Here is a 17,756-nt window from a genome sequence, read left to right on the forward strand (position 1 = left end):
CAATGAGCTTCATCCTTTCTTCTGATCGTTTTTAAAAACAGCGAGTAAAGTATCTACGATAAAATCAACATCTTCATCTGTGGATGATAGCGGCGGGCTCAATGTCAGAATGTTTGCAAATCCAGGGACGGTATCGCCATTTTTCCCAATCAACAGTCCCTTTACTTTACAGGCCGTGATAAAGGCAAGTACGCGCTCCGCCGTCGCTGGCACTTTACTCACTCGATCCTCCACCAATTCAATTCCCAAAGCGGAGCCAAATCGACGGATTTCACCCACATTTGGATGCAGCAGCAAAGGTTTTAATCTTTTTTTAAACTGCTTCCCCATCCATGCAGAACGAGCTACTAAGTTTTCTTTTTCCAAAATCTCGATATTTTTCAGCGCTACCTGACAAGAGACCGGGTTCCCTCCGAACGTATTGATATGCCTCAAATGACTTGTCGCCTCTTGCCCCTTAAACGATTCATACAACTCAGCCGAAACGGCTGTGGCTGACAGCGGCGAGTACGCACTGGTTAGCCCCTTGGCCATGGTCACAATGTCGGGCTTCACACCGTAATTTGTATGACCGAATTGCTTGCCGGAACGTCCGAAGCCGCAGATCACTTCATCGATAATCAGCAAAACCTCATACTTATCACATATGCTGCGAATCATCGGCAAATACTCGTCCGGCGGCACAATCATTCCGCCACCAGTAATCACAGGCTCCATGATCACAGCCGCAACGGAATCCGCTCCTTCCCAGACGATAGCATCCTCAATCGCTTTGGCGCATTGCAATTGGCAAGTCCCCTTCGTTTGACCGAAAGGACAGCGATAACAATAGGGCGGCGGCACATGCTGGAAGCCTACGCCTAGCGGTTCATATTTGAGTTTGCGCTGCGCTTGCCCTGTTGCACCTAAAGCTCCCATTGAGTTTCCGTGATAAGCGCGATGCCGTGAAATAAACTTATGCTTCGACGGCTTCCCATTCTGGTGGTGATATTGTCTGGCAATTTTGAAAGCCACTTCATTAGCATCCGACCCCGAATTGGAGTAAAAAATGCGATATTCGCCATTCAGCCATTCATTTAATTTGGCGGCAAGCGTAATTGCTGGAATGTGGGATTGCACAAGGGTGGCATAAGCAATTTTCATCATTTGTTCCGCCGCTGCCTGCGCAATTTCTTGCCGCCCGTGTCCCACATTCACACACCATAGACCTGACATACCGTCCAGGTAGCGATTGCCATCCACGTCTTGCACCCAACTGCCTTCCCCGGAGGCGATAATCATTGGATTCTCGTTATGCGCACTCATATGGTGCCAAACATATTTGCGATCGTTCTCCAGCAGTTGCTCTTTCGTTATCGGATCTTCTGTGCTCTGTGAGCTCATATTCCAGCCTCCCTTTTGATAAAAAAAAGGAGCGCAGACAGTTCCGTTCCACGTTCCCCTTCCATGCCGCGCGTTCTCTCCTATCTTATTTCTATGTTAAAAAAGGGAGAGACATCCCAAGGCGCAGCTGTAAAATAATATTTTATTGATGTTAGTTATGATGACTATATATGTTATATTATATAACTTATTCGAATTTTTGCATTAGTCAAAGTGTGTTTAATTTGCTCTTCTCATTTTACAAAATGTAAAGTCCTTATTTATGTTTACATAATAAATATTATGTATACTAATAAGTAAGTATTATCTAAACGAAAAAAATCGCCAGCCACAAAAATTGTGGACCGACGATTTTCGACTTATTTATTTGACTACTACCGAAAGAATTTCACTCGATGTTGTACCAGCGTCATTTACAAGCTCTGCTCTGTACGAGTAACTCCCCTTTGCTTTATCGCGGATTGCAATAACAGCAGACTGAGCTTGCGGAGAATTAGCGCTTAACACTTTTGTATCGATCAGTACGCCGTTCTCATAGAGACGGAACTGCGTCCCATTCGTCCCCCACCACATGTTCATCGTAATCTTGTAGACGCCATCGCCGTCCCAATTATCGCTTGAAAGCTCAGGCTTTGCTGGAGCGGCTCCAGTCACTTGCACCGTTAAAGGATCGCTTCGTGTTGTGCCGTACGCATTCGTTAGCTCTGCAACGTAGCGGTAGGTACCATTGGCTTTGTAAGTCACGTCCGTCACCGCAGACTGGGCATTCGGTGCATGGTCGGCCAGCATTTGCGTGTCGATTAAGGTGTCATTTTCAAACAATTTGTAAATAGATCCGTTGTTTCCCCACCATAGGTTCATCGTCACTTGGTAGTTGCCATCCTTAATACCCGTGTCATACCCGTTGTTGTCAGAGAGAACAGGCTTCCCGGGCACACCTGTGCTGCCTGAAACGATATTGGCGACCGTGGCTGTTGCCTTCCCGCTATTCCCTGCACTATCAACAAATTCAAATGTGAAACTGCCGTTTGCAAGGAAGGTATATTGGTTGGAACCGCCATTATTCGTGATCGTCACAGGCTCGCTCGGCGTTATAGTCGCTATGACAGGTGCAGCCGTTGAAGACGTTGTACTATAGGCAACTGAAGCGGTCGGTGCCGTCAAATCCGATACTAACCACTGCATGGAGCGGAACTTTGCAGCCAACTTGCTGTCACCGATCCCCCCACCCCACTCGATATACCCTTTTCTGCCGCTGCCGTCATTGTCGTTGACCAGTATGGAGAAGCTGATGACTCCGTTCTTCTGGGGCAAGATCGGCGTAACTTCCGACAACGGCAGCGCCAATTCATACACGGTGAGTTTTTGCGCCTCATCTCTCGTAACAGCGAGGTTCCCTTTCGTCACCGCTCCTTTGGCAGTGCCAGGAGGTGCGAGCCAGCGATAGATTTGCGGACCTGCCGGTGTTTGCGAAATGCCAAATTCGTGCCAATAAGGATTTTCTCCAGGCAGCCCGTCGCTGATAGCGAATTGAATGCTGTCATTGTTCCAAATATCCGCTCCTGATGATAAAGAGGACTCGCTATCGTCCTTGATCTTAGCTGTAAGATACAGATGGCTGGCATCGAAGTTCAGCCATATCTGTCCGCTCAGATCAGCAGCGCCTTGGTAACCCGTCATCTTAACGCTGCCTTTGGATAAATCGATCGTAGGTGCGGCAGCTGCCGTTTCCGGATCAACACTGCCATCAATAGCGACTGCCCTTTGGAAAATTGGATTGAATTCAGCTGCACCTGAGTACGTATAAGGGTCGAAACCGTCAAAATATACCTTTACCTTGATTGCACTGCTTGCACTTAACCCGAATCCCGTTAACGGAAATTCGGCGACTCCGTCAGAATCCGCTGCAATAGCTGTCTGCCAGTCAAACGTACCCGATTGTGTGCCAAACTGCCACTCAATCTTCCGAGCCTGCAGCGGTTTGGAGTGAGACTCATTGCGAACCCGAATTTGCAGCGATTTGCTCATCGTTTCCGAATTCGTGATAACAGGGCGTACCTGCACCTCATAAGGTGGAAGCGCTGAGGCAGAGCTTCGCAATAGGCCGATCCGATCATTGTTATGCATCATCACGCCTGAGAGGAGACGAGCGCCAGGCTCCCCGGCATTCGGTACTTGAATCGTTTGAACCGTTTGCCCCCCAGCTCCGGTCGTTACCGGGAACGCATCGGCGCCAATTTTCAGACTTAGCGCGAAAGCTTGATTTGTTGTGTTTTGAGCTGTTAGCATGAACGACATGGCGTCACCGATACGTGCGGCTTCCCCTTGCAAAGTGAAGGAATTGTCGCGCGCAACCGCATTAACAACGCCGTTCACGAAGATCGGCTCATCGTTTAACGTTACATAAATTTTCCCATTGAAAGGCGTATACACATTTGAATTTCCCATCATATCCGTGATCTCAAGTGGTTCCGCTGACTGAAGAACAACCGGAATTGACTTGCCTGGTGCCCAAATGGTACGTACATGTTCACCATTTTTATTAAAATCATAGCTGCGAATATCACTATCCGTCGTGTCGCGCTTGACGAATTGTGCATCTACCAGCATACGGGTCATAACTGCATAGGACGCGTACGCAGGTTTCGGAGTCAAACTACCCAACGAGTCGCTCGGATTGCGAATGATTCCGAAATTATCTTCGTTCACATTGGATATTCCATCATTGATCGCGTCGTACCAAACAACTTTCTCCACCCCATTGGCTATTGCGACGACATAAGCTCTTACAAGATAATTTGCTTGTGTCTTCTCATCAACGCCCCGTGTATCCAACTCGGTCGGCCAGCCTGTTTCATTGATCCAGATCGGCTTAAGATTGCCGTTATTATAAGTTCGTATCAACGTTTTCAAGTTATCGATCTGGGTATCATAGCCCTCTGGAGCACCGGGGTACAAGTAGGGATGAATGGAGAATCCATCCATGTAGGCCATACCGCCAAGCTTGAGCACATCCTCAATCCAAGTCAGGTTTCCTACGGTAGATGTACCCAGAACCGGCATGTTGGGATGCGCAGCCTTGATCGTTTCATACGATTTCTTCAATAATGGATAGTAGTATTCCGGTTTGGAATCAGCCGGTCCGTTACCACGATCCCCGAAACTGCCATAAAACTCGTTGTATACTTCCACAGCATCAAGCTTGCCGTCATAGTGATCTACATAAGCTTTCATATAATTGGCGAACCCTTCACGGCCCGCAGCCGTATAAGGCGTACTGTTGTTATCGTAGAAAGGATTCGTAAAACCAGAGACGAACAGGAAGTCGAACTGGGCCGGATCCAGCATATTCATGTAATAATCAGGCTGCGGCCCGAACGAATAGATGCCCTGCTGCTTCTCAATGCCCGGCCACTCGAATCCGTCTCTAATTAAACGCATCCCAGCTGATTTCATGAGGTTTAAGATGTCTGCCGTCATCGTTTGCGGATACCGATGCAAATGCGTCGCCATACCGAACGGAGAATTCTCGCTGCCCGCTGTGCCTAGTGGCGGCAGCACGGCGAATGGCGTTTTGATCGTAACGGGATCACTCCCCGCTAGTTCGGCTCTCACCTGCAGCATGAAATACCCGTACTTCATAGAAGGTACTGAGATTAGCGCTTCTGTTTGTGATGTTGCTGCAGCACTCCCGCCAGCTGCCATCGAACCTTCATAATCATAAACCGTCCAAGTGACAGATGGTCTGGTTGTTAACACCTTGAATCCCACAGGCTCTTGATCTACAAACACATTACCCGCACGAAGCTGTACCAATTTCGTTGAAGGCGTCACTGCCGTGTTGAAGGGCCCGTCATTGCTCCACTGGTTCAATGCATTCCCAGCCTCGACTTTGAACGTGTTGTGCTGTTCGGTTTTGAGTCCAGTCACGGCAAAAGAAGTGACGTTTCCTCCCACATTAGCTATCATAGTTCCATTCTTATAAACCTTATATCCCGTTACGCCTGCAGGATCGGTCGCAGATGACCAGTTCAACTGCAAGCCCGTTTCGCTCAAATTCGATAAACCGAGTGTGCCTCCTCCGGGCCATACGGGAGCGGACGCATTGCTTTTGCTGGCGGATAGTTCCAAATAAGGACGATTAACCGCGTTTTCCTTGCTGTTGACCACCACGGCATGACCTTGCGCAGCCTGCTCGGTCAACGCGATGCTAGCTACTGCGTCCAGCGCCAATTGCTGCTTGATGTAGGCTGTGACATCGTATTCATACCAGCCTGCTGTCTTCCCCATATTGACACTTGCGAGATAATGATCGATGTCTGGCTTATTGTTCCACGTTACCGTACTTTCCTTCCATGTATCGTTTTCCATGCCATACGCCTGTACGTCGATGTTCGAATTCTCCCCATCGACCGCATAAACCTTGAGCTTGGCTGTACCGATTTCTCCAGTATAGGCATGCAGATCGAATTTCAAATAGGCTTGCCTTCTCAAATTCAAATCGGCATCATAATTTTTCACGACTAAAGTGGCAGCTGTTCCGTAATTATTGCCAGCATTTCCCCCGGCTTGAACATAAGAATCTTCCACAGGCGTGAGAATTGTCCCATTGGATGTCGGTACCGTGAAGGTCACATAAGGACCGTCATTGCTCCATTGATTCGAACTGCTGCCCGCTTCAATTTTGAACGTGTATTTCTGGTTCGTTTGAAGGCCTGTCACCGAATACGACGTTGTCCCTCCGCCAACCGTCCCAATTGCAGTTCCATTTTGATAGATGGTATAGCTGGCTGGCAGAGCAGCGGCTGAAGTCCAGGACAATTGCAAGCTCGTGCCGCTCGCGCTGGCTACCTGGACCGTACTATTGTTGGGCCAGCTGGGTGCACTTGCGTTCAAACGGTCCGTAGAGATTTCGAGATATGGGGTATTTGCCACATTTTCTCTACTGTTCATGCTTACTACCTGCCCTTTGGCAGCCTGCTGGACAAATGCGAAGCTGGCTTTGCGATCCAGCGCGAGCTGGCTTTTCACGAAAGCCGTTACATTAATTTCGTACCAACTTGCTGTTTTGCCAACATTAAGATTAGCGATATAGTGCTCGAATGCTGGCTTATTCGTCCATGTAGCAGCCGTTTCTTTCCATGAATCATCTTCCATGCCATACACTTGCATTCCGATTGTTGAATTTTCGGTATCCACCGCATACACTTTCAATTTGGCAGTGCCGATCTCTCCGCTAATCGAACTCAAATCATATTTCATATACGTTTGGCGGTTTAAATTGCTGTCGATATCATAATTCTTGACCAGCAACGTTGTCGCTGTCCCATAATTTTTACCAACATTTGCGCCTCCGTTCACATAGGTATCCTCAACTGGGCTTAGTTGAATCGGATTTGCTGGAATAGTTTCCGCCATCACGGTCATCCTCTTGTCATAGCCAGGAACAACAGGCACAACAAGTGTATGGATGCATAATGCCGCCAGAGTTGAAGCGATAATACGAACAGCTGTTTTCGTCTGTCTTTTCTTAAACAATTCATCCACCTCTTCCTTTATAGTCATCGACTTTAATTGACCTGCACAATCAACTTTTCACTTGAGCTGACTCCTGCATCATTCGCAAGCTCGCACCAATATTCATAAGTGCCTCGAGGCTTGTCACGAAATACGGTCATAGTTGACTGAGCCTTCGGAGAATTGGCGTTCAGTGTTAATGTATCGATCAACACACCATTTTCATACAGACGGTAACGTGTTCCATTCGTCCCCCACCACATGTTCATCGCAATCGTGTAGGCGTCGGCTCCGGCCCAGTTATCGCTTGAAAGCTCAGGCTTCGCTGGCGCAGCTCCGTTAACTTGCACCGTAAGAGGATCGCTTCGAGTCGTTCCTAAGGCATTCGTCAGTTCTGCAACGTAGCGATAAGTACCGTTCGGTTTGTTGGTAACGTCCGTAACCGCAGATTGGACATTCGGCGTATGATCACCCAGCATTTGGGTATCGATCAGAACGTCATTCTCGTACAATTTATAAATCATGCCATTATTCCCCCACCAGAGGTTCATCGTCACCTTATAGCTGCCATCCTTAATGCCCGTATCATACCCATTATCGTCGGAGATAACTGGCTTTCCGGGTGCGCCCGTGCTGTCCGAAGCGATATTACCGACCGTGGCTGTCGCTGTTCCGCTATTTCCTGCGCTATCAACAAATTCAAATGTGAAACTGCCGTTTGCAAGGAAGGTATATTGGTTGGAACCGCCATTATTCGTGATCGTCACAGGCTCGCTCGGCGTTATTGTCGCAATGACAGGAGCATTTGTTGAGGCTGTTGTACTGTAGGCAACGACTGCCGTCGGCGGCGTATGATCGCTAGCCGCTGGAGCCATTAACTGTGCGGACCTGAACAGGGTCGCATCCTTCGCGCTGCCAATGCCAGATCCCCATTCGATATAGCCGTCCCGACTTCCGTTATCGTTCTCATTCACGAGCAGCGAGAAGCTGATCGTATTCCCTGCCACAGCCGCAGTGGGTTCTAATTCCCGCCAAGGCATTGCCAAGCGGTAGCTCGTTACATGCGTTGCCTCATCTCGGGTCACCTTCAAGATCATATCACCATTATCATGAATTCCGAGCGGAATACCCTGTGGCGCATTATAGAAATAAATCTTAGATCCCTCCGGTGTCATCGAAAGGCCAATTTCATAATTGAAAGAAACCAATCCAGGGATGCCCGCCGCTATACCGAACTGGATACTGTCGTTTTTATATAACTCCTGGCCCGTAAACGGATACTGGAAAACATCATCCACGACATCAGCATCCAAGTAGAAATTCGTTTCGTCCCAGGAAAGGTGGAAGTTTCCGCTTAAATCCTCTTTCCCGGTATAGCTCTCCGCTTTGATTTTGTTCGTCCCCGTGCTCAGATCAATAAGGACTGGCTCTGTCACATCACCTCTATAGGCAACTTTATTGAAATCAATGGAGCTGACGGTACGAATGGGATCATATCCATCTAAACGTACGGTGATGTCCAACGGGTATGACTTCCCTTCCTCGAAGCCTGGGAGTGCAATCGTTACTTCGTCCATCGTTGTTGGAGCGATAACTTTAGGCGGGATCGTCCCGGATAAGCCGCCAATTGACCAATTGATTCCTGACAGATGAAGAGCATGTTCAGCCGCATGGTTGCCGATGACGATATGTACGGCTGGGTCCTCTTCCGAAGTAACCGCAGCGGCAGGCTTCACCTCGATGGTAAAAGGTTTATGGAACGGGATATCCGCCGAGAGATGGCCTAGCGGATTTCCGGCGGAGGAAATAAGTTTTCCGCGGACAGGCAAGCTTCCCTCATGATCCATTCCCGGAACCTGAAGATCGAGTACTTGCTGGGAACCGACAGCAGCTTGGAACGCATAACTCTGTCCATTCATTTCAAACATTCCAGTTAAAGTCTCACTCGTCTTGTTGTCGACAGTAAGCTTGAGTTTGCCTGCTTCTCTGACCAAGGAAGTCTCGCCATTTAAGTAGAAAGTGCGGTCTTCATCCATTCCGTCAATCGCTCCTGACAGATAGACTGGATCACTGTTTAATGTCAGATAGACCTTACCTTGAACTGGCGTATAAATGGTTTCGTTGCCCATATAATCCACGACGCGCACAGGGGTTTGTGTTCGAATAGCAACCGGAGTCGGTTGCACCGACCAAAGGACGCGGGTATCCTGCCCCTCCTTTTTAAACAAATACGTGAAGTAAGAACCTGACATCGACTCGTCGGCAGTGAAAATTGCACCTGACAGTTGACGAATCAAGACGGCATAAGCTGTGTAAGCAGGTTTCGGCGTATAAGCGCCTAATTTATCGTTTTTATTGCGTACGAGACCGAAGTTATCTTCGTTGACTGCCGGATTCGTTCCATCATTCATGAAATCGTACCAGTATATTTTCTCAACACCTTTCGCTAGTGAAAGCACATAAGCGCGAACCAGATCATCGGCCGACTTCTTTTCACTAACGCCAGATAAGGTGTTATGGGTCGGCCAACCCAGTTCCGTGAACCAGAGCGGCTTCGTTTGACCACCATTGTATTTGCGGATCAGTACATTCATATCGTCAATGGATTTCAGCATCTGTTCCGGATCTTTAGGATACACATAAGGATGAATGGAAACCGCATCCATATAGCTCAAGCCACCTAACTTCATAACGGATTCCAGCCAAGACAACGGAACACCTGCCGTCGACATCCCGACAACGGTTGTCTGCGGATGGGCTGCTTTCACCGTTTCGTAGGTTTTCTTGAGCATCGGGTAGTAGTATTCCGGCTTTGAATCGGCTGGTCCGGTTCCGCGGTCCCCGAAACCGATATTATACTCGTTGTATACTTCTACCTCTTTCAAAAACCGGGTATATCCTGGGGCACTAGCATTTGCGCCGTTATAAGCATCGAGAACGGCCTTGGCGTGGTTGGCAAAGCCCTCTCGACCTTCCGCTGTATACGGTGTACTGTTCGCATCATAGAGCGGATTCGTAAAAGCCAGTACCCATAGCTGATCAATCGATTTATTTCGGAAATCGTTCATATACGCTGCAGCCGCAGGTGATGAAGGGATCGAATAGACACCTAATTGCTTCTCGACGCTGCCCCATTCCGAAGCATCTCTGACATTCTTGATTCCAGCTTTGTCGATAAGCTCTGTCAAGTCTGGGCTCCACCCCGTCGTTGTTCTAGCCAAATGAGTGTTGACACCGAATGGTGAGCTGCTGACTTGACTTCCATCATACGGCGCAAGCACAGTTAAGCTCGTTTCCAAATCGATCGGCGCGCGGCCTACCTTCTCCGCCGTCACCTTCAATGAGAAATATCCTCTCAGCGAAGCAGGGAAAGTTATGATTGCTTCTCCGTTGTTTGGCTCTGCGGTACCGGTAGCCGCCACCGTTCCCCAAACGTCTGTCATTTGCCAAGAGATAGCTGATCTTCCCGTTTGAACTTTGACGTTTGGCGTTTCGCTGCTCAGAAACACGTTGCCAAGCTGCTGTGATTGGACGAATTTCGTTTCTACCGTACTCGCCGTTGCAAGCGGGCCGTCCGTGCTCCAAACGCCGTTCTTACCCGCTTCCAGCTTAATCGTGTACGACTTGCCAATTTCGAGATTAGTTAGTGTATAGTTAATTGCGCTTCCGCTTACAGTTCCCGCGAGTACGCCATTTGCATAAATCCTATATGCATCCGCACCACTAACCTGCGCCCAACTGACACTAATTTCGTCCTCTCCAGCATGCGTAACCGCTATTTCCGGAGAAGTTCCCCACACGGGAGCGCCCGGTGGCACTCTAGTGCTCGTAATTTTCAGATACGGCTTGTTGACTGCGTTTTCTTTGCTGTTTAAGATGACGTTCAGTCCATTCTGCACCTCCTGCCGAATCAGGAAGCTAGCCGATTTATTCGCAGCAAATTGTTCTTTCACATATGACGTGACATCCATGGCATACCACCCAGGTGTGCGATTCACGGTAAAAGATTGCAAATAGTGCTGGGCAGCCGGTTTGTTATTCCAGGTAACAGCCGCCTCGTTCCACTGCTCGGTGTTCGTACTGTACAGCTGATTCGTGACGATTGCCCCTCCACCGTCGGACGAATATGCAAATAGATACAAAGTTGCTGTTCCGACAGCCGCGATCGCAGAACTATGATCAAATTTCAAAAGACTTTCCCGTGTCAAATCGACACTATTTTTCTTGACTAACAGCGTTGTTTCGCTGCCGTAATTCATATCCACTTTAGCGCCGCCATTGACGAAAGTGTCATCTGACGGTATAAGACTTATTTCCGAAAGCGGGATAGCAATATCCTTGAGCAGTCCGTTGTGCGTCCAATTCCAAGCAAAATCGGCCGCTTCCACGCGAAAATGATACATTGTGCCTGGGATCAGATTATCGGTAGTGAAATGCGTGACAGCTGAGGGAACGCTGCCAATCAGCCTATCATTGGCGTAGATCCGGTAACTGGCAATGCCTGAATCATCTTCGGCCTGCGGCCACTCCAAATGCACTTTGTCTGAAGAGTCAAGGCTGACGCTTAACTGATCTGTTCCCAGCCAGATAGGCGGCTGTGTGTCTCCGGGATTCGCAGGTAAAAAAGTGACTCTCAAATAAGGCTTGTTAACAGCTTCCGAACTGTTCAGTATAACCAAGCAATTGGCCAAGCTGAGGTCCGTCAATGCCATGCTTGCCGTCATGTCGGTCACCTGCTGTCCCGCAGCATAGGAAGAAACATCGGCCGAATACCAATTGGCAGGTTTGTTGTTCAACATGGTGATCGGAGCTGCGATGACTTGATCTTTGAGCGGACTCGCATTCCAGGTTATTTCCGCTCCCGACCAACTATCGCTGGCTACACCGTACACACTCAAACTAACCGGCTTGCCGCTGGGCTGAGCCCCATCCGTTACGGCCCCATAGATGTTCAAACTTGCTCCTGTAATGACTCCTGGAATGCTGCTCAAATCAAATTTGATGAACGCTTCTCGCTTATCAACCCCATTCGTTCCGGCGTAATTTTTAACTTGAAGCGATGCAGGCGTGGTTGCGCCGAATTTCGTGTTCGCATTTGCACCTCCTCTGACAAAAGCATCATCAGAAGCATAAACGCGAACAGTTACTGGAGTTGCAGCTCCACCGCCAACGTCAGCGGATACAGGATTGGGATATGCACTTATCCAGCTTGCGAACATCAATACCATACAAAGTAGAAAAGAGATTTTTGAGCTTAGTGATCGATTCATTATTAAACCCTCCTTTTCGCACAAATGAATCTCAGCCCGCCATTAGCAAGCGCTTACAAAACACAGAAGAAAACAAGCCGGATTGGATTGTACTCCTTTTGAACTCCGGCTTGCTTTGGTGAATGATATTAATTGTGCAGCAGTACCGATTTCAAGTCCGGCTTTTTGGCAATCGAAATGAGCAGTTGCTTCTCCCCCGCATCCAACGATGCTAGTATCGTCTCAGAGGAAGTTCTTACCGTCGATTCTGGCAAGATTTTTCCCTTGGCTGAAAATGACACGGCAAATAGCAATACGGCCTCTTGCATAGCATGGAAATTAATGTCAGTCCTAACCCCATTGTAGAGGACATAATCCAGATTAGTCGTCGATTCATCCTCGGTAATTTCCCAATGGAACGAATCCAATCCGCTCATAGCGCCATACAAAGCTCGTATCGACAATGTTGTCTCTTCCAGGCTCATTTGGAAAGCGTCCTCGGCAAGTTTCCGCCATTCTGGCTTCCTGGCCGGACTCACCGTTCCAATCTCGAAACGAATTCGTAAATCAGTTGCAGAGATTCTCCCGTTGGCTGGGTCCAGATTGACATGGGTATCTCCGCCGTCCAGCGCGAATTGGATCCCGAACAACACATCGCCGTTCTTCTGTTCGCTCTTGAAAACGGCCGAACAAAAGTCATAGCCATCATGCAATAAACGCAGACGCATATAGGCTGCATCGCCATCAGCCGTCCTCATATAAGCTAGCAGGTTTCGGCATTGATTCCACATGACGTTATGATTGAAAGTTCCCAGCGTGAAAGATGGCGTCATATAGGTACTGGCGGTCCGCGTGCGGAATTCCTGATACGGCGGCAGCTCCTTGGTCAACTCCCGTATGTCGACATCCGTGAAAAGTCGATAGAACCGTTCCGGACAACTGAGTCCATGTCCATACCATTCCGGATCGTAGACGAACTCATCCTCGTTCACGAAAGGCAGTTTCCCATCGCATGCCATGTGCAGGAACGATAAGTGATGCGAAGCAAGAAACGTATGATACGACCGGGCTTGCGGTCCTGACCACTGTTTGAACACTGGATGAAAACGCTCGGAAATCATCTGCCACGTAACATCAATCAGTCCTTTAGACCAATAGCGAGCCTCTTCACTTCTTGTATAAGTGGCAAGTGCGGAGAGTTCCAATATGGCTACTGTGCTATATGTTGGACTGTTATACTCCAGAAAAGCTCCCGTCTGCATCGAATAGTCATATAGTTTCTTTAACCGCTGCAGTCCATATTCCCGATAGAACGGAATATCGAACCATTCCCCCGCAATAACCGTTACGAAGGCACCCATAATCGCAATATTCGTATAATCCGGGCCGACGTTTCGCTTGATGATCGCTTCACAGCTATTGCGGATAGCTTGCTCTGTCCGTTGAAAAAGCGCCTCTGGCACATCTGCGCCATGCCGGATTAGCAGTAGCAGCAGCCGCTTCCCAATGAAATCGGCCCAGTTCCAGTCCGGAGGAGCCATCTGCGCCAGCGGCTCCTCCCAGAACCATGACCATATCCCAAAGGTCGGCGATAAGGGGTCTTGATCCTGCAATGATACAATTTGTTCAAGTATGGACCAGGCTCGCTCCAGGTAATGCTCATCACCGCTGTCCAAGATAGCTAGGGCATAGTCCAGTGAATCACGAATCGGATGCACATAATCCGCCTGCTTAATTGTCGTGTGATAGCCTGGGCTTGTAAAAGGTTTGCGGATCATGCTGATTTCCTCGTTGTAATGCCTATGATTGTCCTGAACGGCTTGCTTCAGCAATGGCAACCACTTAGCCTCATCTTCTAGAACGCTTAGGTATGCTAAACTCGCTGTCATTCTTGCACCTCATTAATGGTTACTTGAAATTCGCCTTGTTTTTGTCGTACCAATCCTGTGCAAGTTTCTCCACATTATCACCGCCAAGACGTTTCCATTCCTTGCGAAGCTCATTAAGCCCATCCTGCGGTGTCATCGCTTTGCCGCCAGTCACCACTTTCGCTTCGATTTGCTGCGCAATCGGATTGAAAGTTGCAATCAACTGTGTCAGCTCCGGAAAATCAGGATTGAACGGAATGTCTCTGCGGTATTTGTTTTTAAGTACCAAATTGAGTGATTTTCCTTTTTGAACAGCATAACTTTGCGAGACATCATCTTTTGCAGCCATAGCCGGGAACTGTTCCGGTTTGAGCACGGCATCCATCACGATTGGATATTCGAGTGCGTAAGCAAGCTCCTTCTTGATTTTATCCGGGTCTGTTTTCTGACGTACGCCATCAACCATTTTGAAATGAACATTTTCTTCGCCGTATTTCAGAGGAATCCAGCCGTCCTTCATCATCCAATCAATAAACTGAATCGAGGATTTGATTTGATCTTCCTTCATTTTGCTATTGAATGCGGTGAATATGCTCGGTGGTGCTTCTTGATACAAACCATTCTTGCCATACTTGGTGCTTACAGATTCAAGTGGAACCATCTTTGCTTTGGGATCATTCTGAACGATCGTGGCATTCAGCGCTTCAATATCCCAATTTCCAAAGTAAATGCCTGCCTTGCCTGTCGTTAACAGTTGACTCGATCTCTGGAAATTATTGTCGGTAATGTATTCCTTATCGATCAAACCTTCATCAAACAACTGTTTTTGGAAAGCTAGCGAATCCGCATAGCGATCAAGCGTTCTGCCGAACTTGAGTTTGCCCTCTTCAACATACCACTGATTCTCGCTAGTGAAGAATAAAGAGCGGTAAATCGTGCTTGCGCTGGTGCTCAAAGCAATCGGCACGGTGTCCGCTTTGCCGTTGCCATCCGGATCGCCGTCCTTGAATTTGCGCGATACTTCAACCAGTTCCTCGACCGTCGTTGGCGCCTTCAAGTTCAGCTTATCCAGCCAGTCCTGACGAATCCATATCCCGTGATTTGCGATCGTTTCCCGAGCAAAGGTTACAGCATACATTTGCCCGTTAAAGTTCAAATACGGCTTGAGTTCCGGATGCTTCTCCAAATAATCTTTGTACGTCGTACTATATTTGTTGATGTAATCGCCAATGGGTTGAACGGCACCCTGATTCACGAGCTGGCTAATGTAGTTGCGGTCGTATTCCCAAATCAGGTCAGGCGCTTCGCCTGAAGCAATCAAAGCATTCAGCTTGGGCTGAGCCTGATTGCGCGCGACAGGCACCCACTTCACGTTAACCGGCGCTTTCTCATTAATCCATTTCGTCCAGCGATTGCTCTCATAGGTTCCTTCATCTGTCGGCACCGTACCGCGATCAAATATTGAAATACTGATCTCTTTTTTCGGTCCTTTGCTTGCCGCTGCGGACGAGCTCGGCGAACTGCCCGGCTGATCTGCCTCCTTCGTGTTCGTACTGCATGCTGCCAGCAGCGCTGCCGCCATTGTTACGGCTAGAGCCGTTTTCCCGGCATGTTTCAGTTGTCTCATGTCGTTCATCCCCTTGTGTAAGTTTCATAACTTCTATATCAAGAGCGTACTGCTCCATGATATCCGGTCTCACCCTTTAACCGAACCGATCAAGACGCCCTTGACAAAATGCCGCTGCAAGAACGGGTAAACACATAAAATAGGTATGATCGCGATCACCACTGCTGCTGCTTTAATGCCTTCTGGCGTTAACAAAATGGCATCGGAGGCATCGTTTCCTCCGACGTTATTCAGCAGGCTTTCATCTACTTTGTTGACCATCTGATACAGCTTAACCATGACGGTCAGCATGTTTGTTTTCGTAATATACAGCAAAACGTTGAAATAACTGTTCCACCAGCCCACTGCATAGAATAAGGACAAGGCAGCTAGTATAGGCTTGCATAAAGGCATCATAATTTGCAGCAGTATCCGCCAATCCCCAGCTCCGTCCATCGATGCCGATTCTTCAATTTCTTCCGGCAACCCTTCCATGAACGTTTTCATAACAAACATATTGTACGTACTAATCAAACCTGGCAACCATACCGCCCAGTAAGTATTGACCAGTCCAAGCGACTTGATCAGAATAAAGTTCGGAATCAAGCCGGCCACGAACAGCATCGTTATCGTAATAAATATGAGCAGCCCATTGCGGCCGACAAGCCTGCGCCTCGAAAGCGGGTAAGCCGCGAGAATGGTCATAAGCATGTTGAGCACCGTGCCCACCACCGTAACGACAACCGTATTCCGAATAGCTATTAACAATTGTCCATCATCAAACAACCTTTTGTAAGCGATTGCATTGAATTCCACCGGCCACATAAAAACTTCACCTGATGTAATCGCTCTGCTGCTGCTGAAGGAAGCGACGATCTCATACCAGAAAGGAAAGAGCGTCACCAGCGAAGCGATGGCAAGCAATAGATACACCACAACTTTAACAGCACCATGCGATGAACTACGATTCATTGGTTTATTCATCTACCATAACCCCCGTTCCCCTGTAAACCGAATCACGCGGTTTACGCCAAGCACGAGAATGAGACTAATGACCGATTGGAACAAGCCGATGGCTGTCGTGTAACTGTAGCTCATATTTTGCAAGCCTACCCGATAGACATACGTACTGATAACATCAGCTACGTCGAGTACAGAGTTGTTTTGCAGAACAAGCGTTTGTTCAAGGCCCACATCCATCATTTGCCCCATTCGCAAAACGAGCAAAATCGCGATGGTGCCTCGAATGCCAGGCAGCGTTATATGCCAAATTTGCCTCATCTTCGCTGCGCCGTCCATCTTCGCTGCCTCATAGAGCTGAGGGTCGATAGAAGCCATAGCAGCCAAATACAGAATCGTCCCCCACCCCGCTTCCCGCCATATGCCAGATAGGGTATAAACGATCGGCCACCAGACCGAATCGGCCATGAAATAAATCGTGTCCCCTCCGGTAAATTTCTTGAGAATCAGATTGACGACCCCTGTGCTTGGCGACAGCGCGGCAACAACGATACCACCCAAAACTGCCCATGACATAAAATGCGGAATGTAGAGCATATTCTGCACAATTCGTTTGTACCAGTTCCGGCGAACCTCATTTAATAGAAGCGCCAAGATAATGGGTACCGGAAAACCGAACGCCAGACTATACACATTAAGCACAAGTGTATTTCTCAATATCCGCCAGAAATCCGGACTAGCGAACAGCATCCGAAAATGCTTTAATCCAACCCACTGGCTTCCAAAAATGCCGTCCGCAAACCTGTAATTTTTGAAAGCAATGATTTCACCGACGACCGGTGCATACTTGAACAGCAAATAAAAAGCGATCACGGGCAGCAGCATCAGATACAAATGCCTGTCACGTTTTATTCTTCTTTTTATTGCCTGCGCCGTCGATCCGCCTTTGGCCGTTCGCGTCCCGGTCTCGGTTCGGAGCTCCGCTTCCGGGAACATCCCACTCATAACACTCACCCTTTCCCTGTCTGCCTTGCCAATCTCGTTGCATGGTTTACGAGTTTGATTCTAGGGGAAGTGGTGACTGAGCGAAAGAGACGCGTTCTACACTAGGTGACTTTTCTTGCAAAACAAGAGGTTACAATTCTTGCAACAGGTGCATTTACTTGCGATAAA

7 protein-coding genes are annotated in these 17,756 nt (G+C 48.3%); all 7 read right to left on the reverse strand.

The genetic code is table 11. The annotated features are described in order from the left end of the window. Positions 1 to 9: 9 nt before the first annotated feature. Entirely contained in the window at positions 10 to 1,383 is a 1,374-nt protein-coding gene (locus tag LOZ80_RS12905; RefSeq protein ID WP_238171816.1) for an aspartate aminotransferase family protein, read from the reverse strand. Between the two features lie 363 nt (positions 1,384 to 1,746). Then, the gene (locus LOZ80_RS12910; RefSeq protein WP_238171817.1) at positions 1,747 to 6,921 is read right to left on the reverse strand and encodes a CBM96 family carbohydrate-binding protein; all 5,175 of its coding nucleotides are present in this window, start codon (positions 6,919 to 6,921) and stop codon (positions 1,747 to 1,749) included. Between the two features lie 32 nt (positions 6,922 to 6,953). Then, positions 6,954 to 12,170: a CBM96 family carbohydrate-binding protein gene (locus LOZ80_RS12915; RefSeq protein WP_238171818.1), complete on the reverse strand. Its 5,217-nt coding sequence runs from the start codon at positions 12,168 to 12,170 to the stop codon at positions 6,954 to 6,956. A gap of 128 nt (positions 12,171 to 12,298) precedes the next feature. Then, on the reverse strand, positions 12,299 to 14,038 hold the full coding sequence (locus tag LOZ80_RS12920) for a DUF8769 domain-containing protein (RefSeq protein ID WP_238171819.1): 1,740 nt from the start codon (positions 14,036 to 14,038) through the stop codon (positions 12,299 to 12,301). A gap of 19 nt (positions 14,039 to 14,057) precedes the next feature. Continuing rightward, positions 14,058 to 15,644, reverse strand: a complete 1,587-nt coding sequence (locus LOZ80_RS12925; RefSeq protein WP_238171820.1) for an extracellular solute-binding protein — start codon at positions 15,642 to 15,644, stop codon at positions 14,058 to 14,060. 69 nt (positions 15,645 to 15,713) lie between these two features. Then, positions 15,714 to 16,607, reverse strand: coding sequence for a carbohydrate ABC transporter permease (locus tag LOZ80_RS12930; protein WP_238171821.1), 894 nt, complete (start codon positions 16,605 to 16,607; stop codon positions 15,714 to 15,716). Then, on the reverse strand, positions 16,608 to 17,588 hold the full coding sequence (locus LOZ80_RS12935; protein ID WP_337951018.1) for an ABC transporter permease: 981 nt from the start codon (positions 17,586 to 17,588) through the stop codon (positions 16,608 to 16,610). Positions 17,589 to 17,756 lie beyond the last annotated feature (168 nt).

The sequence above is a fragment of the Paenibacillus sp. HWE-109 genome, assembly GCF_022163125.1.
Classification (GTDB): domain Bacteria; phylum Bacillota; class Bacilli; order Paenibacillales; family NBRC-103111; genus Paenibacillus_E.